The organism is Paenibacillus pini JCM 16418 (genome assembly GCF_000576305.1).
Classification (GTDB): Bacteria; Bacillota; Bacilli; order Paenibacillales; family Paenibacillaceae; genus Paenibacillus_AQ; species Paenibacillus_AQ pini.
In genome coordinates, this window is record NZ_BAVZ01000001.1 from 229,202 (window position 1) to 254,374 (window position 25,173).

24 protein-coding genes and 2 pseudogenes are annotated in these 25,173 nt (G+C 43.8%); 18 read left to right on the top strand and 8 right to left on the bottom strand.

Going from position 1 to position 25,173, the window contains the following annotated elements; all coding sequences use genetic code 11:
* The first annotated feature begins 26 nt into the window (after positions 1-26).
* The 6 genes and pseudogenes from JCM16418_RS01100 (at position 27) to JCM16418_RS01125 (ending at position 4,574) form a co-directional block, all read left to right on the top strand.
* Entirely contained in the window at positions 27-1,328 is a 1,302-nt protein-coding gene (locus JCM16418_RS01100) for a hemolysin family protein (RefSeq protein ID WP_148298714.1), read from the top strand.
* Between the two features lie 11 nt (positions 1,329-1,339).
* Positions 1,340-2,365, top strand: a complete 1,026-nt coding sequence (gene ytvI / locus JCM16418_RS01105; RefSeq protein ID WP_036645331.1) for a sporulation integral membrane protein YtvI — start codon at positions 1,340-1,342, stop codon at positions 2,363-2,365.
* A gap of 195 nt (positions 2,366-2,560) precedes the next feature.
* Complete coding sequence (locus tag JCM16418_RS01110; RefSeq protein ID WP_036646044.1) at positions 2,561-2,791, top strand: spore coat associated protein CotJA; 231 nt, start codon at positions 2,561-2,563, stop codon at positions 2,789-2,791.
* Positions 2,784-3,101: a spore coat protein CotJB gene (locus tag JCM16418_RS01115; RefSeq protein ID WP_306304736.1), complete on the top strand. Its 318-nt coding sequence runs from the start codon at positions 2,784-2,786 to the stop codon at positions 3,099-3,101. Before JCM16418_RS01110 ends, JCM16418_RS01115 begins: the two co-directional genes overlap by 8 nt.
* A gap of 52 nt (positions 3,102-3,153) precedes the next feature.
* A pseudogene (locus JCM16418_RS01120) lies at positions 3,154-3,722 on the top strand (manganese catalase family protein).
* 168 nt (positions 3,723-3,890) lie between these two features.
* A complete protein-coding gene (locus JCM16418_RS01125) occupies positions 3,891-4,574 on the top strand; it encodes an HAD family hydrolase (RefSeq protein ID WP_036645332.1) in 684 nt (227 codons plus the stop codon).
* Positions 4,575-4,669: 95 nt separating this feature from the next.
* On the opposite strand, the gene JCM16418_RS01130 is transcribed toward JCM16418_RS01125, so the two are convergent.
* From JCM16418_RS01130 to JCM16418_RS01150, 5 genes and pseudogenes are all read right to left on the bottom strand, one after another.
* Positions 4,670-5,764 carry a YheC/YheD family endospore coat-associated protein gene (locus tag JCM16418_RS01130; protein WP_036645333.1) on the bottom strand — a complete coding sequence of 365 codons (1,095 nt, stop codon included), beginning with the start codon at positions 5,762-5,764 and terminating at the stop codon, positions 4,670-4,672.
* Positions 5,765-5,806: 42 nt separating this feature from the next.
* The gene (locus tag JCM16418_RS01135; RefSeq protein WP_036645334.1) at positions 5,807-6,934 is read right to left on the bottom strand and encodes a YheC/YheD family endospore coat-associated protein; all 1,128 of its coding nucleotides are present in this window, start codon (positions 6,932-6,934) and stop codon (positions 5,807-5,809) included.
* A pseudogene (locus tag JCM16418_RS01140) lies at positions 6,931-8,306 on the bottom strand (YheC/YheD family endospore coat-associated protein). Before JCM16418_RS01140 ends, JCM16418_RS01135 begins: the two are co-directional and overlap by 4 nt.
* Positions 8,303-9,436 (bottom strand): YheC/YheD family endospore coat-associated protein, encoded by a 1,134-nt coding sequence (locus tag JCM16418_RS01145; protein ID WP_081765281.1) that lies wholly within the window; start codon positions 9,434-9,436, stop codon positions 8,303-8,305. The pseudogene JCM16418_RS01140 and the gene JCM16418_RS01145 overlap by 4 nt, the downstream one beginning before the upstream one ends.
* A gap of 15 nt (positions 9,437-9,451) precedes the next feature.
* On the bottom strand, positions 9,452-10,819 hold the full coding sequence (locus JCM16418_RS01150; protein WP_036645335.1) for a YheC/YheD family endospore coat-associated protein: 1,368 nt from the start codon (positions 10,817-10,819) through the stop codon (positions 9,452-9,454).
* Between the two features lie 200 nt (positions 10,820-11,019).
* On the opposite strand from JCM16418_RS01150, the gene JCM16418_RS01155 reads away from it, so the two are divergent.
* From JCM16418_RS01155 to JCM16418_RS01165, 3 genes are all read left to right on the top strand, one after another.
* Complete coding sequence (locus JCM16418_RS01155; RefSeq protein WP_036645336.1) at positions 11,020-11,364, top strand: YlbF/YmcA family competence regulator; 345 nt, start codon at positions 11,020-11,022, stop codon at positions 11,362-11,364.
* 91 nt (positions 11,365-11,455) lie between these two features.
* Positions 11,456-11,740, top strand: a complete 285-nt coding sequence (locus JCM16418_RS01160) for a hypothetical protein (RefSeq protein WP_036645337.1) — start codon at positions 11,456-11,458, stop codon at positions 11,738-11,740.
* 98 nt (positions 11,741-11,838) lie between these two features.
* Positions 11,839-13,173, top strand: coding sequence for a DRTGG domain-containing protein (locus JCM16418_RS01165; RefSeq protein WP_036645338.1), 1,335 nt, complete (start codon positions 11,839-11,841; stop codon positions 13,171-13,173).
* A gap of 62 nt (positions 13,174-13,235) precedes the next feature.
* On the opposite strand, the gene JCM16418_RS01170 is transcribed toward JCM16418_RS01165, so the two are convergent.
* The 3 genes from JCM16418_RS01170 to JCM16418_RS01180 all read right to left on the bottom strand — a co-directional run bounded on the left by JCM16418_RS01170 (position 13,236) and on the right by JCM16418_RS01180 (position 14,419).
* Positions 13,236-13,538, bottom strand: a complete 303-nt coding sequence (locus tag JCM16418_RS01170) for a YtpI family protein (protein WP_036645340.1) — start codon at positions 13,536-13,538, stop codon at positions 13,236-13,238.
* Positions 13,539-13,599: 61 nt separating this feature from the next.
* Complete coding sequence (locus JCM16418_RS01175) at positions 13,600-14,088, bottom strand: sporulation membrane protein YtrI (RefSeq protein ID WP_036645341.1); 489 nt, start codon at positions 14,086-14,088, stop codon at positions 13,600-13,602.
* 4 nt (positions 14,089-14,092) lie between these two features.
* On the bottom strand, positions 14,093-14,419 hold the full coding sequence (locus JCM16418_RS01180) for a YtrH family sporulation protein (protein WP_036645345.1): 327 nt from the start codon (positions 14,417-14,419) through the stop codon (positions 14,093-14,095).
* A 160-nt stretch (positions 14,420-14,579) separates the two neighbouring features.
* On the opposite strand from JCM16418_RS01180, the gene JCM16418_RS01185 reads away from it, so the two are divergent.
* The 9 genes from JCM16418_RS01185 (at position 14,580) to citZ (ending at position 25,159) form a co-directional block, all read left to right on the top strand.
* Positions 14,580-18,293: a DNA polymerase III subunit alpha gene (locus JCM16418_RS01185; protein WP_036645347.1), complete on the top strand. Its 3,714-nt coding sequence runs from the start codon at positions 14,580-14,582 to the stop codon at positions 18,291-18,293.
* Positions 18,294-18,428: 135 nt separating this feature from the next.
* Positions 18,429-18,935: a phosphatidylglycerophosphatase A family protein gene (locus JCM16418_RS01190; protein ID WP_036645348.1), complete on the top strand. Its 507-nt coding sequence runs from the start codon at positions 18,429-18,431 to the stop codon at positions 18,933-18,935.
* Positions 18,936-19,067: 132 nt separating this feature from the next.
* Positions 19,068-19,256 carry a hypothetical protein gene (locus JCM16418_RS01195; protein WP_036645350.1) on the top strand — a complete coding sequence of 63 codons (189 nt, stop codon included), beginning with the start codon at positions 19,068-19,070 and terminating at the stop codon, positions 19,254-19,256.
* 81 nt (positions 19,257-19,337) lie between these two features.
* On the top strand, positions 19,338-20,231 hold the full coding sequence (gene accD / locus JCM16418_RS01200) for an acetyl-CoA carboxylase, carboxyltransferase subunit beta (protein ID WP_036645351.1): 894 nt from the start codon (positions 19,338-19,340) through the stop codon (positions 20,229-20,231).
* On the top strand, positions 20,232-21,236 hold the full coding sequence (locus JCM16418_RS01205; RefSeq protein ID WP_036645354.1) for an acetyl-CoA carboxylase carboxyltransferase subunit alpha: 1,005 nt from the start codon (positions 20,232-20,234) through the stop codon (positions 21,234-21,236).
* A gap of 93 nt (positions 21,237-21,329) precedes the next feature.
* Complete coding sequence (pyk, locus tag JCM16418_RS01210; RefSeq protein WP_036645357.1) at positions 21,330-22,754, top strand: pyruvate kinase; 1,425 nt, start codon at positions 21,330-21,332, stop codon at positions 22,752-22,754.
* A gap of 157 nt (positions 22,755-22,911) precedes the next feature.
* The gene (locus JCM16418_RS01215; protein ID WP_036645359.1) at positions 22,912-23,436 is read left to right on the top strand and encodes an acyl-CoA thioesterase; all 525 of its coding nucleotides are present in this window, start codon (positions 22,912-22,914) and stop codon (positions 23,434-23,436) included.
* Positions 23,429-23,821 (top strand): FxsA family protein, encoded by a 393-nt coding sequence (locus JCM16418_RS01220; protein ID WP_036645362.1) that lies wholly within the window; start codon positions 23,429-23,431, stop codon positions 23,819-23,821. Before JCM16418_RS01215 ends, JCM16418_RS01220 begins: the two co-directional genes overlap by 8 nt.
* Before the next feature lie 225 nt (positions 23,822-24,046).
* Positions 24,047-25,159 carry a citrate synthase gene (citZ, locus tag JCM16418_RS01225; RefSeq protein ID WP_036645365.1) on the top strand — a complete coding sequence of 371 codons (1,113 nt, stop codon included), beginning with the start codon at positions 24,047-24,049 and terminating at the stop codon, positions 25,157-25,159.
* The last annotated feature ends 14 nt before the right edge of the window (positions 25,160-25,173 follow it).

A 25,173-nucleotide genomic window follows, 5' to 3' on the forward strand; every position in this document is an offset into this window, starting at 1 on the left:
TTTTTCTAAACCTCTTTTTGGTTCTAATGCTTGTATTTTTTAACGGGGTTTTTGTCGCAGCGGAGTTCTCACTTGTGAAAATGCGTCAATCCCGGCTTACGCAAATGGTTAGTGAAGGAAATAAACTGGCTGGTTATGCCCTGAAAGTGAACAATAAGCTGGATGCCTACTTGTCTGCTACTCAGTTCGGTATAACATTGGCTTCACTCGGTCTAGGCTGGGTAGGGGAGCCTGCTATTTCTGAACTACTAGTGGAACCAATTATGTTTCGAATGGGAATTACCGACACAACTCTCATTGGCACAGTTTCCGTAATTATCGGTTTCTGTATCATTACCTTTTTGCATATTGTACTTGGAGAGCTTGCACCTAAATCACTTGCAATTCAAAAAACGGAGGGAACGGCATTACTTTTGTCTGCTCCTTTAATGATTTTTTATAAAATATTTTTCCCATTCATTTGGGTTCTGAACGCTTCTGCGAATGGATTACTTCGTCTTGTTGGTGTTCAGCCTGCGAATGAATCAGAAGCTGCGCATTCTGAAGAGGAAATCCGCATATTAATGAATCAGAGTGCTAAAAGTGGAGTGATCGACAAAGATGAGATGAAGCTAATGGATAACATCTTTGAATTTTCGGACTTGCTGGCACGCGAAATTATGCTGCCACGTACGGATATGGATTGCTTGTTTACGAATAATACGCTCGAAGAAAACCTGAAGATTGTTAATGATACGAAGCATTCAAGGTATCCTGTTGCTGTAGAAGACAAAGATCAGATTCTTGGTTTCGTTCATATTACGGATCTTCTACTCGCAGATAGGGTACAACAGGAAGATCTGATTTCACTCATTCGTCCGATATTGAATGTTCCGGAATCCATGGAGATCAGTCAGGTTTTACGCTTGATGCAGAAGAAGCATGCCCAGCTCACGCTTGTTGTTGATGAATATGGTGGAACAGCAGGGATGTTGACGGCAGAAGAGATTCTGGAGGAAATCGTTGGTGACTTATACGATGAGTTTGAGGACGAGCGCCCAGATGTAGAGATTCAGGAAGATATCATCTCGGTCGATGGACGAATGCTCATTGAGGACGTTAACGATCTAACTGGTGTCATCATCGAGGATGATGAGGTCGACTCCATCGGGGGTTGGTTGTTTAAGGAGCTGGAAGGAAATCCTATCAAGGGTAAAAAGGTTCAGGTGTATAACTATATATTTGAAGTGGAAGAATCCACCCGTTTACGTATTACACGTGTTAATATCCACCGCGTTGTCGATAAGGATATAGTCAGCGTAGAGGAAGTAACGGGCAACGAGGATTAAGGAAGTGAGCCATGACAGTAAAGCAGCTGCTCTTTATCGGCATTGGGCTTGTGCTGCTGTACGGATTATTTACTGTAGGAGCACCGTTCTTGTTAGCAGCCATCATTGCGATCTCTTTAGAACCGATTAACGGATTATTCATTCACAAGTTGGGATGGAAGAGGGTCACTGCGGCTTCTCTAACGAGTACGTTGTTCCTACTACTCGTTGTTGTCTTAGTTTATTTGCTGGGTTTACAGATGTTTGAGCAGTTTCTGGAATTCTGGAAGAGCGCACCCTACTATTTCTCAACAGCAAATGAATTTGTACAAAACACGGTGGTACAGGCTCATGGGGCGTTTGATCGATTACATCCGGATTTAGCGGATGGTCTTCGCGGATTGTTCTCTAACCTGACATCTTACACTGTGTCGCTGATCAATTCGTTATCCTCTACATTTTTATCGTTTGCAAAAGGTTTACCAAGTTTATTTGTGTTTTTTATGGTCTTTTTTGTTGCGGTTTACTTAATGAGTTACAGTCTAGAGACGATGCGTTCAACATTTCTGTCCTTCTTTAGGGAAGGGGCGCGAAGTCAGATTGATGAAGTCCTGGTTAGCTTGAAGAAATCAGTATTTGGCTTCTTACAGGCACAAATCATATTAAGCGCATTTACTTATGTTGTTACCTTAAGTGGACTTTTGATCCTGCATATCCATTATCCGCTTGCCATTGCAATGCTCACGATGGTGGTCGATATTTTGCCGGTGCTGGGTGTTGGAATGGTTTTCATTCCATGGGCATTATATTTATTTATTGTGGGTGACACATACACAGCGTTAGGGCTTGTTCTACTCTTTATCTTTATTACGGTAGCAAGGCGTATCATTGAACCGAAAATTGTGGCTAATTCAGTGGGGATTGATGCACTATCTGCATTGGTGAGCATGTACGTTGGATTTAAGGTTGTGGGCATGATCGGCTTCTTGGTGGGACCTATGGTTGTTATTATTTACGCAGCATTACGCAGAGCGGGGCTTTTCCAGTTTCGCTTATAATATGAATATCATGAGGCTCCTTTACGGTAAATGTGAACATTTGCTAAAAGGAGTCTTTTTTTGTTCTTAAGGAGTTCAATTTTTGGGCTATCATCATATCTTATATATGTAGAGGTATCATGCTATCAGTTTTAGTTGCCGACGACTTACATCCGGTATTACCGGAGAAGGAGGAACCGCGTGAATAAGTCACCGATGTCACAAGTGCGAGTGTATAAACCATTTATTGGTCCTTTTGATCCCTGCCCACCGCAATATTACAAAACATATGTCGTCCCCCCAAATCAATATCTCGTTTTCCAGCCGCTGGATTGGCCGCAGTACAGTTTACCGGAAGCATTAAAGCTCGGTACACTTTGGCCCAATCTGTACAGTCCGTATACGCCCACAGGCAAAAGAACAGAGGAGGCGAAATCGGGTGAGTGACAATGCAAATGCAAATATTAACACAAATGCGAATGCAAATTTTAATGCAAAGCCTTGCGATCAGAGGTATTACGAGCTGTTAGAGAAGATTCAAATTATAGATTTTGCCTTGGTGGAGTTGAATTTATTTCTGGATACCCACCCAGATGATTTGAAAAGCATTGAACAATTTAACCAACTTGCTCAGCAGCGCATCCCATTTGTAAGAGAATTTCAGGAGCATTATGGGCCACTGCTTAATTTCGGTCATGCTTTTTCTAAATTTCCATGGGAATGGTCTAAGAGCCATGGCCATGGCAAGTGTAAGTAGCGGAATGAAGCATCATGCAATAATAAATGGTTAAAGGAGGCGTTTTAAACGCATGTGGGTGTATGAGAAAAAGCTACAGTATCCTGTCCGGGTAAGCAAATGTGATCCCACCATGGCAAAATACTTAATGGAGCAATACGGTGGAGCCGATGGAGAACTGGCTGCAGCTCTGCGATATTTAAATCAGCGTTATACGATCCCTGATAAGGTTATTGGCTTGTTAACTGATATTGGTACAGAAGAATTTGCCATCTAGAGATGATTGCTACGATGATTTATAAACTGACCAAGGATGCAACGCCGGAACAGATGAAAGCCGCAGGTCTAGGAGCGCACTATGCAAGCCATGATAAGGCTCTTTTCTATGAGAATGCATCAGGCGTCCCATGGACGGCCGCATATATTCAAGCCAAGGGTGATCCGCTTGCGGATCTGTACGAGGATATCGCCGCTGAGGAGAAGGCACGGGCTACATATCAGTGGATGATTGACTTAACTGATGATGTAGATTTACAGGATGGTTTGAAATTTCTGCGTGAGCGGGAAATTGTTCATGCTACGCGTTTCCGTGAAGCGGTCGAAATCATTAAAGAGGATCGGGAAACACAGAAGGTGTTCTAGAGATAGAGCATCGTAAGTAAGAGAGGCATCTCAATACAATTGAGATGTCTTTTTTATGGATCGTAATAAGTGACTTACAATTCCTTGTTATTTCCTATATCATAGGTCTGTAAACAATTCGACCGAGCAATGTTCTTCACCACGGAACTGATGAAAGGAACGAGAAAGATGGAGAAAGCGTCTGTACTGATTAAACCCGAAGCAATGATTTTTGACATGGACGGTACCTTATTCCAGACTGAAACCGTCCTACTTCCTGCGTATCACAAGCTGTTTGCGATTCTAAAAGAGGAAGGGCTCTATACGGCGCCCACCCCACCAGAAGAACGTATCCTCGGTAGCCTGGGGATGCTGCTTGAAGAAATATGGAAGATTGTCATGCCCGATGGAAGTGACCAAGCACGGAAACGAGCAGATGAACTATTACTACAATTGGAACTTGAAGGTCTTCAAAATGGGAATACACTGCTATATCCAGGAGTTAAGGATACACTTCATACGCTTAAAGAAAAGGGAGTTCGTCTTTTTATAGCAAGCAATGGACTTGAGCATTACGTTAAGGGTGTAGCAGCGGCTCATGGCATTCTAGAGCTCTTTGACGCTGTATATAGCGCTGGGGAGCATGGCACGGTAACTAAAGTGCATTTGGTTAAGTTGTTACTTGAACAAGAACATGTGAAAACGGCATGGATGGTTGGAGATCGATCCTCAGATGTCGAGGCAGGTAAAGAAAATCAGTTGAGTGTTATTGGATGTGCTTATGCGGGTTTTGGTGACGGTGAGGAGCTTTACGGATCGGATGCGCTTATTCGTTCTTTCACTGAAATTCAGGATCTGTATGAAGATGCATAGCATGTTTAATATTAGCTTTATTTACAAAGCTACATAATGCAATGAAACACCAAACCGCTATATAAGCGGTTTGGTGTTTTTTGAGTTGAACCCTGCTACTGCTGTTGATACAACCAAAGAGCATACTCCATAGGTCTCACAATGGCATCTCGGTACGTTTCCGCCTCGCCGCTCTGTGAGAATACTTCTCTAGCTGGTTTTGGATTTACCTCAAGGAGATAGATGTCACCATACTTATTTATAGCTAAATCTAAAGCGAGTTCACATAAAGCTCCGTATGTTTTCTCTAAATAAGCTGCGGTTTCTAGTCCAAATTTCTCCGCTTTTAGGCTTACCTGCTTACGTTTAGTAGGGTCAGTAATCCACTTCTCAAGTAGCGTATCCGCAGGTACAGCTTTACCGCCTCCATGGAGATTGGAAGTTACACTTCGGGGAGCACCGATTCTGCCGGCCATGCCCGTAAATTGCCAAATTCCTTCTTTATTCTTCTGTACGAGCATGCGGTAGTCATGAACACGTCCGTCGGGTAGCTCGATAGAGATACCTTCTTGAACAATATAGGAGTCATTCAATTTCCAGCTATTCAGAACGGATCCGAGTCTTGATGCATGAAGTTTGCGTGGCGTAATAATTTCCCGCTTTTGATTGCGACCTTGAATAACGTACTGAGATGGTGCTTTGAGTTTCTCGATTCGCAGAATTCCCCGACCACCTGTTCCATTGATGGGCTTCACATAAATGACAGTGTGGTTTTTTAGCATAGCGTATACATCAGATAGACTGCTATAAAATCGGGTCTCAGGCAAAAAAGGCCTAAACTCAGATTTGTGGGACATGACCTCATGTATCGTCCACTTATTGCGTAACGGCCGGTTCAGAAAGAGTAAATGCCGATAGCGGCTTCTAAACTGTAGCAACTGCTTGAAGCGGGAGCTCTTCTGAATCCGGCAACGATCATAAATCATATTCGGAAAACTACGCCATTTTCGTGTCCAAATTGATTCGGTTGGATCATACTCCAAGGCGTATATCTTCTTCTTATTGTGATCTACATCCGCGGGTGTAAAGACAAATACATCAAGTCCGATCTTCTTACCTTCCGAAATCATCTTTTGATAAACAGGTTTCTCTTCAAGATGTTTACGGTCATTTAAATATAAGGTCAATATGCCTAATACGGGTAGCGTCATGGCTACTCACCTTCTTGAATGAGAGTGGTTGCATACTTGAAGTTACTTCTTCACTGTGTCCGTTTTATGCTGCCTTGCGAGGTACTGACAATAATGAAAAATTCGTTCTAATGAACGCTTGCGAATATGAGGTTCGTCAAATTTCATGGGCTTCGCATTGGCTTCAAAGAACCATAAGCTTCCGGTATCTTCAATACCTAGATCCATGGACATTTCCCCGTGGATATAACCGGAGCCCTTCTCGATTTGCCGCGCAATAATAATGGCTGTCGTTCTTACACGGTTCAGGATTGAAGAAGAAGCTTCGGCACCAAATAATGTCGATAGCAGTTTTTGCGGATCTTCAATCGTTCCCCCGCGTGGCACATGGGTTGTTATGCTCTTAAGACCTGCCATGCGTGCACCAACCCCAGTAACACCCCATTGTCCTGACCCTGTTTTCTGAAGCAAAATACGAAGATCAAAAGGTCTGTTATTAATCGATGCTAGTTCGATCCCTTGCTGCATAATATAAGGAGTAGCTCCAGTTTCATGATGAATACGAGCCCATAAGCGGCGGATGCTATTAGCTTTGTAGGTTGTATTCGTTTTTTGATTCTGAACCTTTAATCGGTAAGGGAGCAGTTTACCTCGCTGATATTTTAGCATCATAATACCTTTGCCTGCTTTGCCACTCTCCGGTTTCAGATAAAGGAAGGGGAATCTCTCTAGCATACGCTGAAGTGATGATTCTGTTGTTAGACGTTTTGTCTTAGGAACCAAGTGCTGCGTTGCTTTGGACACTTTTAGCCATTCGAACAGATGCCATTTATTGAAAAAATGTGGATTATATAATTCAATAGAAGGATGGAGCAGACATTCTTTGATTTTTCGTCTAACATTCGGCTTTAGTTCATCTTCACGCTGCGGGATTCGGTTGTAGATGACATGAGGAAGCGGGAAACTTTGTTGTTCCCACATATTCTCATGATTAAGGCTGTAACCCACCACAGTTTCTTCAGTTAGCTTTAAATCTTTAGCCGTAACGACATAAACAAGAAAGCCCATTTCTTGTCCTGTTCTGATAATGTCTCGAAAGTTAGCTTGATTTCCTCTGAAATAACCACATGCATCCGGCATGGTTAATATTGCTACTATGGTTTTAGATTCTTCTGAGTTTCTGCTGTTCACTCGCTATCCCTCCTGTGGAATTTACTCAAGTACAGGCAGTGTTCCAAGATATGTTCCACAGAAGCTTTCCCTTCCACTTTGAGGGATGGATGACTGAAGATGGAGCGTCCGGGTTTGGCATTCGCCTCGAACATCCATACCTTCTCGTCTTGATCAATCCCGATATCAAAGCCAATTTCACCAAGTAAATGTTGGTGATGAAATTCAATTCCTTCTGCAAGTGTGATTGCTATTTTCTTCGCATTTTGCAGCACTTCTTCGGATCTTGATCCAAACGTTCGGCTAAGCGCCTGCCCCGGTGTTAATAGAGATCCACCGTTTTTAAGATGAGTGGTTACACTCCCACGTCCAGCCTTCTTGGCACCAATACCGACGACTACCCATTTGTTGTTCCCGTTCTTGTGCATGTGAAACCGGAAATCAATAGGGCAACTGTCAATTTCGACAAGCCGTATCCCCTGCTGAATGACATAGGTTTCAAGCGAGCGCCCATGTCTGGCCTGAAGCATACGCATTAGGCTGTTAAACGTAGTAAAACGCAGTAGTACGTTACCATTACCTTTGCGATATCTTGCAAAATACCCCTTTTTAGGTAGATAGGTCAGACGATATATTCCTTTGCCTAAGCTGCCACCAGAGGCTTATAATATAAAAATTGATGGCGTTCTAACATATCTTTAATGATCTCAGTGCTAGGATTCATATGGGATTCAGGAACATAACGATTGACTGTGTTATCATGTTCAAGCAAACGGTAGATATCGGATTTATTAAAGAAACTCCAGTTAAAGAAAGGAATTTTTTTGCGTGATAGCCGGTCTCTAAGTTGATTAATATACGCTGTTGTTTCTGCTTTGCGGCTCGGAAGTCTGTTATACACTACATCTGGAAGTGGGACCGTCTTTCGGTAGAACGTACCGCTGTTACTAAGGAAATATCCATTTACGCTTTCACGCTGCCAATTAATATCTTTAGGGGTAAAAGCGAAGATGTAACAATTCTTATTTCCTTCACGTAGCAGTTGCTTAATGAATCCAGTTCGTGAGCTGAAAGGTTGGGCAGCGGAAGTGGAGGGGCCGTCAGACAATATGCCTACCAATGGACCGAGCTTTATCTCCTCATCCTCAAAACTGTGTATCATGATCCCACCTGCTGCTGGAACTTTTATGGCATCACGGACGCCAGTTCCAAGATAAATATGTTTGCCAGCCTTCTTTATCGATTTAATCGAAGCACGGATCGAGTCTTTTCCCAAACGTAACTGAATGTTTTTTTTGCCAGACAGCTTTAGGCTTTTCATTAGCGTATCGGAAACATAAACCACTTTATCGGGCTGCTGCGAAAAATGAACATTGCAAAAAGTCAAACTCATGAATTTACCCTCCTAAGTTGTCGAAGCAATAAATAACGGGCATACCGGAGCGGGTTTTCTGCTGCGAGCAAGGCACTGTCTGGGTCATCAATTTGCCGAAAGGAGGTGCGTCCCGGCTTGGAATTGACTTCAAGTAGCCAGATGTTTCCGTTCATATCCATCCCGAAATCGATGCCCAACTCGCCGAGACGACCGTAGTGACTTTCCAGTATCTCCGGAATAACTTCTGACAGTTGATGAAGTTCGGTTGTTGTCTGTTCAGCCTGGGTGATCCCGAATTCCTTGGTCAGAAAAGGAAGCACAGTAACCGCACGGCCACCGCCATGCAAATTGGAAGTAATGCCTCCCTTTTTGCCCCGCCTAACAGCCATGCCGGTATGCGTCCACTGGCCGGATTCATTCTTTTGCATCAGCACTCTGATATCAAAGGGGTATCCTTCCCGGCTCTGTAGATGAAGATAGGGTTGAATTAAGAAATTACGTTTTCTAGTGAAGTGTTCAATCCAAGGGATCACCATAGAGCTGTGCGAAAGCTCTTTTGTAAATGGAGTATTATTTGCGCTTCGCCCTTGAATAAAGTAGGAGTGCTGGAGCGGGTCATACTTGATATAGAGCGTATGCTTACCTTGGGAACCGGATTGCGGTTTGAGAAAAACCTCGTTCCCATAAGCTGCTAAATTTTGTTTGAGCGACGCTGCTCCTTGATATAGAGATGTTGGTGGAAGATAAGGGAGTAGGCGTATATCTTTTTTTAGCGTACGGTAGATCTGCCATTTCCCTGGAAGTCCTCGTGACCATACGATCCAAGGTTTATGCTTAGAGACCTGGGACATAAGCTTCGCTGCTGCTCTTAAATCTTCATCTTTTCGAAACAAGCATCGGTCATATACGATATCCGGGAAGGGGACAGTGACATTAACCCATTGCCCTTGTTTGTAGACATAAGCCTGGATCTTAACTTCTGTATTGAGGACATCCTGGGGACAGAACGCAATGATGTTAAGGCCATATTTAGGCGCAACTAGACTTAGGCGACGACAGAATCCCTCTTCCGAAAGCGGAGGAGTTCCAGGTCTACTGCAGCACATGACACCCAATGTGCCAATCGTTGTTACTGTCATTGAAGTCATGGACACAGACCTCCTCTAGAAGCCAGATAAAAAACTACAATATTCCAATAGTCTTCGGACCGAAGGCCGAATTTTCTGTTCATTGAGCGGTGTGTTGTCGTTTTTGGATGGTTTGGAATTCACTTCGAGCAGCCAGATACGCCCATTGGTATCCATGGCCAGATCAACGCCAAGCTCGCCAAAATGAGCAGGAATGGAAGCATCCAATCCTTTGGCGATTTCGAGAGAAGCAAAATTCAGTTTAGCTTGAGCTGAATTTTTAACTTCGGTAGGGAGCATGCATTTGTTTACTGCGTCCTTTACAGTGCTGAGGCTTCCACCACGCGCCAAGTTCGATACGAAATGATTGCCCCCAGCGATGCGAGCGACGATGGAGGTTACGCTCCACTTGCCTAGACTATTCTTTTGAACAAGTGCTCTGAAATCGACGGGGCGCTTGCCCTGATCGATAAGCGTTAGCCCTTGCTGAATCTGATAGCGTGTGCTTTTCATTTTTCCAGATAATACGGCAAATAACTTGGTTAGATTGCTATAGGTCTGTTTACGCGGGCCTCCAACGGTTGTGGATAAAGCGATATAGCTGCCATCAGGTTGTTTAGAGACACGAATGATTCCTTTACCTAAACTTCCACGTACTGGTTTAAGAAAGACGACGGGATACTGGGCGCACATTTTTTTGAGAATTGTAAAGCTGCTGAGTAGATGTGATTCTGGCATGAAGCGAGTGAGTGCTGAATTGGTTTTGAGTGTATCAAACACTTCATGCTTATCAAGGAACTTTTCGTTGAAGATGTGGCTTCCGAAGCGGGATTTTACTTCTTTCATAAAATACTGTACGCTAGGTTTATTCTCCATTTTGCGTGTGGTTAGTCGATTGTTGATGACATCTGCAATTGGCATTTGTGTCTGGCGCCATTCCCCGTCATACACCCATCCTTTGATATGTTCTGCTTCCTGAGTGATGTGTTCCGGGGTGAAGAAATATACATATGCACCTTGTTTCCGACAGGCATTGACAAGCTCACGGCAGAATAGCGTGATCGAGCCAAAAGGTTTCTCAGGCATTTCAGGGTAATCCCGACTGATCAGAACGCTGATAAGTGGACCAAGACGAAGTGTACGGCTCTTGGCATTGTAAGCTATTCTGAGAACAGGGCTCGCGGATAGGCCCATTTCGCGGGATAACGTATCACTAATCCGTAGACTCGTAGCCTTGGGTACGGAAATAACGGTGATCTCCTGTCTGAAGGAACCAAAGGACAGCTGCAGAGGACGGTCGGTTGGAATTTTCCACAGTTTGACGAGCCTCGCGCCGAGCATAATGTTATTTTCCTGCACAATGCCCGGACTGAACGTTTGGACCGATATCTTTTTGTTGGACATCGTGGATCTCCTTCCAGCAACAACTTGATGTCTAGAGACAGATCGAACTGAATCTTGAACATTGCATGTAACTCATCATATGAGGACATATATCCCTTGGTGATTGACCCACTGGTTTAAAAAATTAAGGGGTTGGATAAATTTCACTGCACCTAAGCATAAGGTCAGTAAATCTATGAAAATTAAAGGAGTAGATAACGATGAGTATTTATGATAAAGCCCATGAGCTAGCTAAAGAGTTAAGAGAATGCCAAGAGGTTAATGAGATCAGTTCAGCGATGAAATTGGTTGATGCTGATCCTGAAAGTAAACAGATGCTCGAAAATTTCCGTGAACGTCAAATGGAAATTCAGCAGCGCATGATGTCTGGAGATATGCCTCCACAAGAAGAAATGGAGAACATGGAGAAGCTATTTGATGTTCTCAGCTTGAATTTGAATATTCGTCGTTTGTTTGATGCGGAGCGCCGTTTAAGCACCATTATCGAGGATGTAAATAAGATTATCTCTGACAGCTTGCAGCACCTATATGGAGACAAGCTATAAATATATGAATGTTTAAAAGTTTTCTCATATTTTCGCAGCCTTCCTCATAGATTAGAAATATAGATGAATGAGTGAAGGAGCTGCAAATGAAATGAAGAAAACAAACAAATTTAAGCATGTTGTGTATCTGCTGCTCGCGCTGGCGATGCTACTGTACGCTCTGCCCCGTATTTCTTTTGGACCGGGAGCAACCTGGACTTCCATATTCGGTATCGTATGGGCAGTGTTTGCATTCTTGGTCATTGGCGCACATTTGCATCATATTCTTGGTGTTGATGAGGAGAAACAGAAAGCATTAGATCGAGTAAGACAAGCTAAACTGCAGCAATGGCAGATGAAATGGCCAGAAGAACCTGAACGTGGACAAGGACTCTGAAATGCATCTATTCGAAAGGCTGGGCAGCGGATGCTGCTTAGCCTTTTGTGCTATAATAGGTACAGGGTAGTACAGTTTGGAGTACGGAGGTGTAACAGTTGGAAGGGCGCGACGAAACGATTACAAAGCACGAACAGCTACTTCAACATATTGAGGGACTGAAAATTGGGACTAAGATTTCAGTTCGGAAGCTGGCTCGAGAAATGGCTGTTAGTGAGGGAACCGCATATCGTGCGGTTAAAGATGCGGAGAATCTCGGAATTGTAGTAACCAAGGATCGAATCGGAACGGTCAGAATCGAGAAGAAACCGCGGAATATTTCTGAACAGCTAACCTTTGCAGATGTAGTCGAAATTGTCGAAGGACATGTCCTCGGCGGAGCAGAAGGCTTACATAAAAATTTATATAAATTTGTAATCGGAGCCATGAAAGTAGATGCTATGGTGCGTTATATTGATGCCGGTAGTTTACTGATTGTAGGTAACCGGGATAATGCGCATATTCTTGCGCTGGAGCAAGGTGCAGGAGTTTTAATAACAGGAGGGTTCGGTACCAGCCGTGAAGTTAAGGCGCTCGCAGATAAGCTGAGTTTACCTATTTTCTCTTCACGGCATGATACTTTTACAGTTGCCTCATTAATAAATCGAGCAATCTTTGACCGATTAATTAAGAAGAAAATAATGATTGTTGAAGATATTGTCGGCAGTAGACCCAAAATACATGCTCTGAAATTGTCGAATACGGTGGGCGAGAGTCTGGCATTAGCCGAACGAATTGAAGAAGAGCGTATACCTGTCACAGATGAATGGAACAGGGTCATTGGTATCGTGAACCGTCGTGACATGACTGATCTTCCAGAAGATCAGAGCATTGAGAAGGTGCTAATCCGAAATCCAGTAACCGCAGCGCTACAGACGTCTCTAGCATCAGCTGCACAAATCATGATGTGGGAAGGTATTGATTTCTTACCGATCGTGGATCGCAACCGCAAGCTCGTTGCAACCGTTACACGCAAAGAAGTTTTGCAGGCCATGCGTGATGCTAGAGCACAACCTCAGCTTGGCGAAACCTTCGATCATCTCATATGGAATGGTTTCGCGGATGAGCGCGATGAGGAGGGACGCTTGTTCTTTCATGGATTCATTACGCCGCAAATGGCAACGGAACTTGGTACAATCTCAGAGGGAGTTCTTACGACGGTCATGAGTCAAGCAGCTGTAAAGGCAGCGAAGGATATTACGGGTAATGATTTTGTACTCGATAATATGACCACGTATTTCCTTCGTCCTGTCCAAATTGAAGACCCCATTGAAGTTCTGCCGAAATTGCTCGAAACAAGCAGACGTACATGTAAAATCGAGATCGTCATTATTCATGCTGAAAATCTGGTTGCTAAAGCGGTGATGACGCTGCAATCAATTGAGCATGGTTAGCACGGTCCCATATAAAAGAAGCCGGGGCCCCGTTTAACAGGTCTCCGGCTTCTTTCCATTTCTTATGTTTGAGAAGATTTCATACGACTGAAGTAGCTCCGATTGCGCAGACCCGCAAAAACGTTGAAGGCGCCCAATACTAAAAATAAAGCTTCTATAATGATCGCTACTGTTGATCCGCGGAAGATAAACATGAAGATCAACGAAAGTACGATCAGCATGATGCCCATAAAAATGTTCATTTGAGCACCGTTTATTCCCTTCTCTAACGGATCAGAAGTACGACGCGAGCGGTAGCTGTAAAATGCCGAGCTTAGACATGTTATAACCAGCAACGCGAAGAGAAGATACTTAATAACAACCATCGAAATGTTGCAGCTCCTTTGGAAACACTGATATTGGCTTTATTGTAGCATGATTCACGAATCAGTGCACTTTTGGCACAACAATGTTGACCCATATTTGCAGCATTCCATCCATCACGAGCATGGTTTTAATTTGGATCGCATAATCCTTGTCACGAACCTTATATGTTTTCTGATTTAGCAGTGATCTCGTTATTTTGCTATCTTTATCAATGTCATACACATTTTGGCCGCGGAGTACTTCTAGGTCACTACCTAATTGCTGGAGAAGAGCTTTAACGACAACCGTATCTATCGGCGGATCTTGCTGTTCTGAACGGATTTTAATTTCTTTAATGACGGTTTGCTGCGTGTTGTATTTTTTTAGCGTTTTGATATCTTTTTGGTATTGCTGAATTTGTAGCTCTAATTCTTGATTGGACATCCAGAGCAGATTGTAAGTTGAATGGAAAATAGAGTTATACAGTACACTGCCGACGATGATTCCGAGTACAAATACAGCTGACATCTGCATAAACCGACGGTAACGCTGAAATGGAGGTAATCGCATAGAGTTACTCCTTACTGCTGCATACCCATTTAATAAGTTCACTTCCCATATGCGCGCCTAGGAAGGCGAACAAGAGAAATAAAATTTGTTTAATAACGGGTGATAAATTCCCACCTAAGAAGTTGCTTTCAATAACACGCATCGGATCAATCGTACCACCGACAGCTGCAGCAAGTGCCCAAATTTTAATGCGATCTGCTACGTCTAGCATTGTCTGTGTGGGAGGTTGAAGCGAGAGGACAGCGCCAACACCGCCGACCATAGCCCCTCCGAGTACGATGCCGAATGCTATGAAGAAATCCAGGATGGCTTTGGATATAAATGTGGTCATGAATTTCAGTCCTTTCGTGGAGGAGCACGGTAGTGCCGCCTGTCCGATTTAATCTTAATCTCATTCTATGGGCGGTTACCTATGGATTATGATAAAATAAATATAAAGAGTTGAAGGTTTACATTATAAAAATATGCAGCGGCGAAAAGGAGAAGAGATGATGAGTTCATTTGTACATTTGCATGTGCATAGCGAATACAGCCTCCTGGATGGAGCGGCACGGATCTCGGACCTTGTCCGCCAAGCTGCGGAATTCGGAATGAAAGCGCTGGCGCTCACAGATCATGGTGTTATGTATGGGGCAGTACCTTTTTATAAAGCTTGTCTTACCCATGGCATCAAACCCATTATCGGATGTGAGGCTTACTTGACGGCAGGCTCGCGTAAAGAACGAGGTACTCGTAAGGATCAGCCTATTTATCATCTGATTCTGCTGGCCAAGAACGAGACAGGTTACCGAAATTTGATGAAGTTATGCTCTATAGGCCATCTAGAAGGCTTTCATTATAAACCACGGATTGATATGGATGCGCTTAAAGCCCATCATGAAGGCATTATTTGTATGAGCGCATGCCTCGGCGGTGAAGTGCCGCAGCATTTATTGCATGGAAAAGTAGAAGAAGCTAGAAAGGCAGCGCGCAGATATCAGGACATTTTTGGTGAAGATTTTTATTTGGAATTACAGGATCATGGACTGCCTGAACAGAAGCGGGTCAATCCACAGCTTATCGAACTGAGTGAAGAATTGGGTATAGCTCTGGCAGCAACCAATGACGTACATTATTTGATGCAAGAGGACGCTGAAATGCAAGATGTGCTGATTTGTATCGGAACGGGAAAGACCGTTGAGGATGAGGAGAGACTTAGAATTCCTACCAATCAACTGTATATGAAAAGTGGAGACGAAATGGCTCGGGTGTTCCCGCATGTGCGTCAAGCGCTGGAGAATACGGCTCTGATTGCCGATAAATGCGATCTGGAGCTGGAATTTGGCAAATATATTTTGCCTGAATATCGACCGATTCCTGAAGGTTTCTCGTCTGAAACCTATCTACGCTCGCTTTGTGCTGAAGGGCTTACTCAGCGCTATGAAGGCACGGATCGTTGGGAGACGGAAGAGACAAGGAGAGAACTTGAGCAACGCCTCTCCTACGAGCTTGGAGTCATTGAGAACATGGGATTCAGTGATTACTTCTTAATTGTTTGGGATTTTATCACCTATGCCCATAAGCAAGGCATTGCTACAGGACCGGGACGGGGATCATCTGCGGGTAGCTTGGTCGCTTATGTCCTTCGTATTACAGATGTAGACCCGATGAAATACCATCTGCTCTTTGAACGTTTTCTGAATCCGGAGCGTGTGACCATGCCGGATATTGATATTGATTTCAGTGATGAGCGGCGTGAAGAAGTCATTGCGTATGTTGCTGACAAATATGGATTTGCACATGTGGCGCAAATCATTACCTTTGGTACGATGGCTGCTCGAGCGGCAGTAAGGGATGTAGGTCGAGCCTTAAATGTTCCATATGGTGAAGTGGACAAGGCTGCCAAACTCATCCCCAACCAGCTGGGTATTACGATTCAGCGGTCTTTAGAAATTAGTGAAGAGCTGAAGAAATTGTATGACCATGGCGGCAGAACGAAGGAACTGCTGAATATGGCAATGAAGGTCGAAGGAATGCCTCGTCATGCCTCCACACATGCTGCAGGCGTCGTGATTTCACGTGATCCGCTTACTGATGTAGTTCCTCTACAGGAGGGGAGCGAGAAGACGGCGCTAACCCAGTATTCGATGGAGCATCTAGAGAGTATTGGACTACTCAAAATGGATTTTTTGGGGTTACGCACATTATCTATTATCGAACGTTGTATGCGCTGGATTGGAGAGGATGAGGGACAAGTCCCCGACTTTCATAACATCCCGGACGATGATCCTTTGACCTATGACATGCTGAGTAGCGGAGAAACGACAGGCATATTCCAGCTGGAATCTGCGGGCGTTCGGCGTGTACTTAAGGACCTGAAGCCAACCGTCTTTGAAGATATTATTTCGGTGGTCGCTTTATATCGTCCGGGTCCGATGGATTTCATACCGAAATTTATTCAATCGAAACATGGAGAGGTTGAAGTCGAATATCCGCATCAGGATTTGGAGCCGATTTTAGCGGACACGTATGGAATCATTGTATATCAGGAGCAGATTATGAAAATTGCTTCTCAGATGGCGGGTTTCTCACTTGGAGAGGCCGACCTGTTGCGCCGTGCGGTATCCAAGAAGAAGCGGGAAGTCCTAGACCATGAGCGAAGCCACTTCGTTGAAGGTAGCATAGAGCAAGGATACCTCTATGAGGAAGCGAACCGAGTCTATGATATGATTGTGCGTTTCGCAAATTACGGATTTCCGCGCGCGCATGCTGCGGCTTATGGTGTGCTTGCTTTCCAAACGGCTTATCTTAAAGCCCATTATCCTGTGCAGTTTATGGCATCCATGTTAACGGCAGTCATGGGTAGTCACCGAAAAGTGGCGGAATATGTCTTAGAGTGCAGGCGAATGGAGATTAAAGTATTACCTCCTGATGTTAACGATAGTGGTGTGCTGTTCACACCCGTCACAACCAAAGATGGGGAAGGTGACAACAAATTAGGTCCTGGGAATGTACGTTTTGGACTGGGAGCTGTTAAGAACGTCGGTCATCTGGCTGTGGAGAACATGATCGCGGTTCGTGAAGAAGGCCCATTCGAAAGCTTACTTGATTTCTGCCGACGGATTGACTTACGTGTATGTAACAAGCGGGTCATTGAATCACTAATTCAGGCGGGTGCCTTTGATACTTTGCCAGGTCACCGCGCACAACTGCTTGCCATGCTAGATGAGACCGTTGAAGCCGCGGTCAAATGGCGTAAAGAGCGCGAAGATTTACAAATTCAACTGTTTGATTTTGTCGAAACGCCGAATTGGGATATTGAATATCCGAACATACCGCAATTCTCGGCGAGTCAGCAGTTAGAGCTAGAACGAGAATTATTAGGACTGTATCTTTCTGGGCATCCATTAGATGATTTCAATCAAGATCTAATTCAGAGCGGGGTAGACCGGCTAATGGATTTGGCGAAAGCGCCTGATGAGAAACGGACGGTTGTTGCGGGAATGGTTGTCTCGGTGAAAACAATTACGACCAAACAGGGCAAAGCGATGGCTTTCATGGATATGGAAGATCAGATTGAACGATGTGAGGTAGTTCTTTTTCCAGAAGTATGGAAGCGGAGTGCTCCACATATTGAAAAGGGTGCTTTGCTCGCCGTGCTTGCCAAGGTGCAGCAGCAAGATGAGGGCTTTAAGCTGCTCGCTGAAGAAGCTGTACCGCTGGACAGCGCGGCGCTTCAGCAGCTTGTGCGGCGCGTTCAAGCGCCACAAGGCGGCCGTAGTGGTGCTGTCAGGCCGCGCAGTGCGGCGCCAGTCCGTCCAGCTAGCGGCGCGAAGCCTATGCCGTCAGCCCAGGCTGGAGCGCGTCCTGCCGCCACCAGTATGGGCGGCGCAAGCCCCACTGCCGCGTCTAGCGGAAGTGCTTCCACGCATACGCCAGTTACGGCTAGGCCAGATAGCGCCGCGAAGGTGAACGATACGCAGCCCGAGCGTGCCACCGAGCAGCGTGTGTTCGTAAAAATTACGCAGAAGGCTGAAAATTCAGATCTGCTTGCACGTCTACAGATCCTGCTACAGCAGCATCCTGGACCCGTGGCGACCGTTCTTTTTTATGAACAAAGTCAGAAACTCCTTGCCCTCAGTGATCAATACAGAATCGAACCTTCGGTTATTTTGTTCGAGATGATGGAAACAATGTTGGGTGAAGGGACAGTCCGAATGAAGTAATATATCTTAATGTAAAATGAATGAACATATTTTAATTCCTCCGCATACAATTAGGAGCACCAAAAGACAACATTTGAACGTGCTACCCGGCCTTTCCCCAATAAGCCGGGTCTGCGCATTGCGGAGGAAAAATAAATGTCATACGATGCAGCTATCGACCTGCTGAATAGCAGGGGAGTTACCGTAGAAGATATTGCGGATATTGTGTATCAGCTTCAACTTGTATATCATCCGTTATTGAAATGGGATGAATGTATTGAGAGTGTAAAAGCCGTACTGAGTAAACGCGAAGTGCAGTATACTCTGTTTACGGGGATTGCGCTGGATGAGCTAGCTGAGCGTAAGATGTTACCCCAACCGCTTCAGGCAATTATGGAAGCAGACGAACCGCTCTATGGAGTGGACGAGACCTTGGCTCTTGGCATTACCAGTGTTTACGGTATGATAGGTTTAACAAGTTTTGGATTTTTAGATAAAGAAAAAACAGGAATTATTCATGAATTAAATAATAAGAAGAATCAAGTGCATGTTTTTATGGATGATTTGGTAGCGGGACTAGCCGCAGCAGCATCTGCGAGAATAGCCCATCGATTTAAGGGGGCAAAAAAATATACGCATCTGACTGAAAATAATGGATCTTAGAACCTAAAATTGCTGTTTTTTTGCTCTATTTAGTCTCTTGTAACCTGAGCCCTTTGTTGCGGTAAAAAAGCGAGTTATGTTATCATTATTCCATTATACGGGCTCAGAACTTGAGATTAGGGGGCTGAAGGAATGTGGACGGTCATCTATATCGCACCTACCGCCAAGGTAGCGGACATGATCACAACCAAATTAACGGAAGAAGGATTTTTGGTTAAAAGCCGTCCTGTCAACTTATCCAAGCAGCAGTTTGAAATTTTGGTTCCCTCTGGCGAGCTAGAGGAAGTCCAGGAAGTGCTCAATTCCATTTTGCATCCTTAATATTAATGGTCAGCAAAATGATGTTTATAGAGTTACGAGTGAAGATGCGGCCAACAAATCAACGGCTGGAGAGGTGTAGTTGTGTTTAAAGACTTATTTCAGAAAAAGAGAAAGTATGCGACCATTCCTTCGGAGCGTGTAGGAAGAGGTAGCCTGACCGGAGACGGTGAGCGTCCGAAACGGGAAATTCCCGAAGGACTTATGAACAAGTGTGCGAAATGCGGGATAATTCAGTACAGCAAAGAGCTGGAGAAGAATCTAAAAGTATGTCCGGCTTGTGGCTATCATATGCGCCTGAATGCAATGGAACGGATTCAAATGACTCTGGATGAAGAAGGATTTGAGGAATTCGACAGCGGTATGGTGTCCGTCGATCCACTACAATTTCCAGGGTACGGAACAAAACTTGAGCAACAAACGATGAAATCGGGTCTACGTGAGGCTATTATTACTGGACAAGGTACTCTAATGGGCATACCTGTAGTTGTTGGAGTGATGAGCTTTGACTTCTTCACGGGAAGCATGGGTTCAGTAGTTGGTGAGAAGATTACACGTGCAGTTGAGATTGCTACTGAAAAACAATTACCGCTTATTTTATTCTCCACTTCAGGTGGAGCACGGATGCAGGAAAGTATACTTAGTTTGATGCAGATGGCAAAGACCAGTGCTGCTTTAGCAAGATTTAATGATGCAGGTGGTCTGTATATTTCTGTTATTACTGATCCTACAACGGGTGGTGTTTCGGCTAGTTTTGCTTCACTTGGAGATATTAATATTGCGGAGCCTGGAGCTGTATTTGGTTTTGCTGGCCGTATTGTTATTGAGCAGACGATCCGTCAAAAGCTGCCTGATGATTTTCAAACAGCAGAATTCAACCTTGCGCATGGCCAGTTAGACCTTGTAACACACCGTAAAGAACTACGTTCGATGCTTTCCAGATTACTCGCGCTGCACAGCGTGGAAGGGGGACATTAAGTGGCAGGAGAATTGCCTTTTGAGAAACCCCTTGTGGAAATGCGTCAAAAGATCAATGAATTGAAGCAGTTCGGACAGGACAAGGGTATTGATTTTTCGGATGAAATCACGAGATTAGAACAGCGCTATACTGAGCTTGAAGATGAAATATATTCAAATATTTCTGCCCCACAAAAAATGCATTTGGCCCGGCATCATCAGCGGCCAACATCGCTTGATTTGATTCAGCTTATATTCAGCGATTTTATAGAATTACATGGTGATCGTCTATTTGGTGATGATTTAGCCGTTGTTGGCGGTATTGCCAAATTGGATGGGATTCCTGTGACAGTAGTTGGTCAACAGCGTGGTAAGGATACGAAGGATAATATTGCTCGTTTCTTCGGAAGCGCGCATCCCGAAGGATTCCGCAAAGCCATGCGACTCATGAAGCAGGCTGAGAAATTTAAACGCCCGATTATTACATTTATTGATACAAAAGGTGCCTACCCCGGCAATACGGCAGAAGAGCGGGGACAATCGCAAGCCATTGCCCAAAATTTACGGGACATGGCCGTTTTGAGTGTCCCGGTTATTTGTGTGATTATCGGCGAAGGTGGGAGTGGTGGTGCGCTTGGCATGGCGGTTGGGAATCGGATCCTTATGCTGGAGCATGCTATTTATTCAGCCATATCCCCGAATGGAGCAGCCTCTATTTTGTGGAAGGATGCTACCAAAGCTGATCAGGCAGCTGAAGCTATGAAGATAACTGCCAAAGATTTATTAGATTTTGAAGTCATTGAAGAGATCGTACCTGAGCCTAAAGGTGGAGCACATCGCGATTATGAATTTACTGCTGATACCATCAAACAGGGCATAATTAAACACCTAAATGAATTATCCCAAATGGATAGTAATGAATTAAAAGAAGATAGATATCGTAAATTCCGTAAAATCGGTAAGTTTGCTTTCGAACAATCCGAGAAGCATGAGAGCCTAATTTCCGAATATACAAATAATGATTAATATGACAAAGTTCCTATACAAAACTTTAAATTTGTAGTAGATTTATTTTTTGGATAAAGATTGTAATAGAGAAAAAAAACGGAGGAAACCCAAATGCGTAAAACAAAAATCGTATGTACAATCGGACCTTCCAGTGAGTCGTTGGAAAACACTAAAAAACTGATTATGGCTGGCATGAATGTTGCTCGCTTAAACTTCTCACATGGTGATTTTGAAGAGCACGGGAACCGAATTAATAACATTCGTGAAGCTTGTCAAGAGCTTGGCAAAACCGTTGCAATTCTACTGGATACCAAAGGACCTGAAATTCGTACAGGTAAGCTTGCTGTTGAACCGATTGAATTGGTTCAAGACGAGTATATTACGCTGACTACGGAAGAAATTTTAGGTGACAAAGACCGTATCTCAATTACGTACAAAGATCTTCCAGGTGATGTACAAGCTGGTTCTACAATTCTAATTGATGATGGTTTGATCGGACTTTTGGTTGTAGGAGTTGAAGGCACTGAAATTAAATGCCGCATTATCAATGGTGGTACGATTAAGAGCAAAAAAGGCGTTAACGTACCAGGTGTAGCTATTTCTCTTCCAGGAATTACAGAGAAAGATGCTAACGATATCATTTTCGGAATCGAACAAGGCATCGATTTTGTTGCAGCTTCCTTCGTTCGTAAAGCTAGCGATGTGCAAGAAATCCGTGAATTGCTTGAGAAACACAATGCAAGCCATATTCAAATTATCTCTAAAATTGAAAACCAGGAAGGCGTAGACAACCTGGATGAAATATTGGAAGCTTCTGACGGCTTGATGGTTGCTCGTGGTGACCTCGGCGTTGAAATTCCTGCTGAAGAAGTACCTTTGGTACAAAAACGTATGATTGAAAAATGTAATGTTGCGGGTAAACCAGTTATTACTGCGACTCAAATGTTGGATTCCATGCAACGTAACCCACGTCCTACACGTGCTGAAGCAAGTGACGTAGCGAATGCGATCTTCGACGGTACAGATGCAATTATGCTTTCAGGAGAGACAGCAGCTGGTAAATACCCAGTTGAATCTGTACTCACAATGTCCCGTATTGCTGAAAAAGCTGAATCTGCTCTAAATTACCGTGAAATGTTCTTGAAGCAAAGAATTGCTCAAGATACATCGGTAACTGAAGCGATCAGCCAATCTGTTGCAATTTCTGCACTGGATTTGAATGCAAAAGCGATTATTTCTTCGACAGAAACAGGTCACACGGCACGTATGGTATCCAAATACCGTCCACAATCTCCTATCATTGCTGTAACGACGCAAGATCGTACACTGCGCCGTCTAGCTCTAACTTGGGGTGTAATACCGATTAAAGGGGAGACAGCTTCGTCTACGGATGAGATGTTTGACTTCTCTATTCGTGGTGGTCTGGAATCAGGTTTGGTTAAACCAGGTGATTTAGTTATCATCACAGCGGGTGTTCCATTGGGACAATCGGGTTCAACTAACTTGGTGAAAGTAAGCCAAATTCCTCACGTTTAATTCGTTCGATAACGTTATAAATAAATAGGATTCACCAAAAAGCAACGGCCATTAGAGGCCGCTGCTTTTTGGTTTATGTACTGAATTCGAGACTTAGGTTATCCCTATGATATAATTGCAAGAGATGAACAATTATCGTCGAAAGGAACAGACATATATGGGCAAAGAGCTGCAAAAGTTAGAGATGAGCCGCTGGTTTACAACAGACTTGCGTGTGCGTTATCAGGAAAGTGACCAAATGGGCGTTGTCTATCATGCTAATTATTTAAACTGGTTTGAAATTGGGCGTACGGAAATGATTCGTGAACTCGGGATCACATATCGAAGTATGGAAGAGCAGGGGATTCTGCTTCCTGTCATTGAACTGGACATGAAGTTTAAGCAGCCAGCTCGATATGATGATCATATTACGATCTTCACCCGAATAACCAACTTTACTAAATTAAGGATCAGTTATTCCTACGAAATTCGCAGATTAACACCTGATCAATATACACATATACAATCATCTGCTGGCAAATGGCTAGGGGATGAGCTGCCGGGCGACCTACTTGTAACAGGAACGACGGGGCATGTCTGGTTAAATCGTGAGTGGCGGCCTATACGACTAGATTCCGTGGCTCCTAATCTGTATAACGCTCTTGCTCAATCATTGGCAAATGGGGGTAATATAGATGTTTAAATGGTTGTTTGTCATTTGCATTGCAGTATTTGTTGGTGAAATCTATAGTTTTCAACTCGTTGCTGAGCAAGTAGGAGGATTTAACACTTTCGTACTTACAATTATTACTTCAGCCATCGGTTTCATTATGATGCGTTTTGAAGGGCGCAAGGTATTAGAGGATTCTCGTGCAAGGATGAACTCGGGTCAAATACCTGGAAGAAGCATGATCGACGGATTATGTGTTTTTATTGGTGGAATGCTACTTGTTCTTCCAGGTTTTTTAACGGATATCATTGGGTTTACGATGGTTTTCCCACTTACTCGTCCTTTATATCGTTTGATCATACTAAAATGGCTTGAGCGTAAAATGAAGAATGGGCAAATCAAGTTTAATAAAAGATAGGAAAAAATGGCCAAAAAAAAAGTTTATGTAGCCGATAAAACAATTTGATGTTTAAAACGCCTCTGTCATTGTTCACATATCCGTCAAAATACTTTATGATATTAGATGATTGGATACTTGACGTAGCAATGTCAGGAAGAATGATGGCCTTGGCGCCTTTTTATCTTTTGAAAAATGTAAAATTTTCACTTTAAGAAATCTAGCTTTACAAAGGAGAGATGTATAGTGACAGCAACTAAAGGTTTAGAAGGAATTGTTGCAGCTTCTTCTTCCATCAGTTCCATTGTGGATGGTGTGCTTACGTACCGTGGTTATGATATTGATGACCTAGCTGTGAACGCAAGCTTTGAAGAAGTAGCATATTTGCTTTGGTTTGGTAAGCTGCCGAATGCAGCTGAACTACAAGAACTTGAACGTGACCTCAGCGAATACGCACCAATTCCAGACTCCCTAATTGAACAAATGAAATTATATCCTCCAGATACGAATACAATGGCTGCACTTCGTTCAGCAGTATCGGCTCTTGCTTTGTACGATGAAGAAGCGGATGATATGAGCCGTGAAGCAAACGAACGCAAAGCAATCAAACTCCAAGCTCAGCTCCCAACAATCATTGCTGCTTTGGCGCGAATTCGCCAAGGAGAAGAGCCAGTAGCTCCTCAAGCGGGTCTTTCTATTGCTGAGAATTTCCTGTATATGCTTAGAGGTGAGAAGCCTGAAGAAACATCAGTGAAAGCTTTGGACCAAGCACTTGTGCTTCACGCTGACCATGAATTAAATGCTTCCACTTTTGCAGCGCGGGTAACTGTGGCTACGCTTTCAGATATTTATTCCGGTGTAACTTCTGCAATTGGCGCTTTGAAAGGTCCTCTGCATGGCGGGGCAAATGAAGCTGTTATGAAGATGTTGAAAGAAATCGGAAGTCTAGATCAGGTGGATTCTTTTATTCAGCAGAAGCTAGACAACAAGGATAAGATCATGGGCTTTGGTCACCGAGTTTACAAGAATGGTGATCCACGCGCGAAACATCTACAGAAGATGTCGAGTGAGCTAGGCGAAATGAAAGGTGATATGACTCTTTACGATATGTCTGTTCGTATCGAAGAAATTGTAACCGGACAAAAAGGCTTGAAGCCAAATGTTGATTTCTATTCTGCATCGGTTTACACTCAACTGGGTATTGAGCACGAACTGTTCACTCCAATCTTTGCTATAAGCCGTGTTTCTGGATGGGCAGCGCACATTCTAGAGCAATATGAGAACAATCGGATTATTCGTCCACGTGCCGAATATGTTGGTTTGACAGATCAAAAATATGTACCTCTCGAACAGCGCTAACATGTGAATCGAGA